1 rRNA gene is annotated in these 1,375 nt (G+C 49.8%); it reads left to right on the top strand.

The annotated features are described in order from the left end of the window. A 23S ribosomal RNA gene (locus GLP24_RS19745) occupies positions 1 to 1,375 on the top strand; the annotation flags it as partial.

Below are 1,375 nucleotides of genomic sequence, written 5' to 3'. Positions count from 1 at the left end.
CTTGAGTCTGGGATTTCCGAATGGGGAAACCCACTTGCATAAGCAAGTATCATTAACTGAATACATAGGTTAATGAGGCAAACCGGGGGAACTGAAACATCTAAGTACCCCGAGGAAGAGAAATCAACCGAGATTCCGGTAGTAGCGGCGAGCGAAACCGGATTAGCCCTTAAGCTAGTTCTGCGTTAGGTGAATGTACTGGAAAGTACAGCGATACAGGGTGATAGCCCCGTAACCAAAAATGCAGTCTTAGTGAAATCGAGTAGGACGGGACACGTGATATCCTGTTTGAACATGGGGGGACCATCCTCCAAGGCTAAATACTCCTGACTGACCGATAGTGAACCAGTACCGTGAGGGAAAGGCGAAAAGAACCCCTGTGAGGGGAGTGAAATAGAACCTGAAACCGTGTACGTACAAGCAGTAGGAGCCCACTTGTTGGGTGACTGCGTACCTTTTGTATAATGGGTCAGCGACTTAATTTTAGTAGCAAGGTTAACCGTTTAGGGGAGCCGTAGGGAAACCGAGTCTTAACTGGGCGAATTAGTTGCTAGGATTAGACCCGAAACCGAGTGATCTAGCCATGGGCAGGTTGAAGGTGAGGTAACACTTACTGGAGGACCGAACCGACTAATGTTGAAAAATTAGCGGATGACTTGTGGCTAGGGGTGAAAGGCCAATCAAACTCGGAGATAGCTGGTTCTCCCCGAAAGCTATTTAGGTAGCGCCTCGGACGAATACTACTGGGGGTAGAGCACTGTTAAGGCTAGGGGGTCATCCCGACTTACCAACCCTTTGCAAACTCCGAATACCAGTAAGTAATATCCGGGAGACACACGGCGGGTGCTAACGTCCGTCGTGAAGAGGGAAACAACCCAGACCGCCAGCTAAGGTCCCAAAGTTATAGCTAAGTGGGAAACGATGTGGGAAGGCTCAGACAGCCAGGATGTTGGCTTAGAAGCAGCCATCATTTAAAGAAAGCGTAATAGCTCACTGGTCGAGTCGGCCTGCGCGGAAGATTTAACGGGGCTAAGCTATACACCGAAGCTGCGGCAATGTGAATTTATTCACATTGGGTAGGGGAGCGTTCTGTAAGCCGTTGAAGGTGCATTGTAAAGTGTGCTGGAGGTATCAGAAGTGCGAATGCTGACATGAGTAACGATAAAGGGAGTGAAAAACTCCCTCGCCGGAAGATCAAGGGTTCCTGTCCAACGTTAATCGGGGCAGGGTAAGTCGACCCCTAAGGCGAGGCCGAAAGGCGTAGTCGATGGGAAACGGGTTAATATTCCCGTACTTCTTATAATTGCGATGGAGGGACGGAGAAGGCTAGGTGAGCCTGGCGACGGTTGTCCAGGTCCAAGTATGTAGGCTGATG

Source organism: Photobacterium carnosum, from assembly GCF_021236965.1.
Lineage (GTDB): Bacteria > Pseudomonadota > Gammaproteobacteria > Enterobacterales > Vibrionaceae > Photobacterium > Photobacterium carnosum.
Note: the sequence above shows the minus strand (reverse complement) of the source record. Positions and strands in the feature narration are given on the sequence as shown.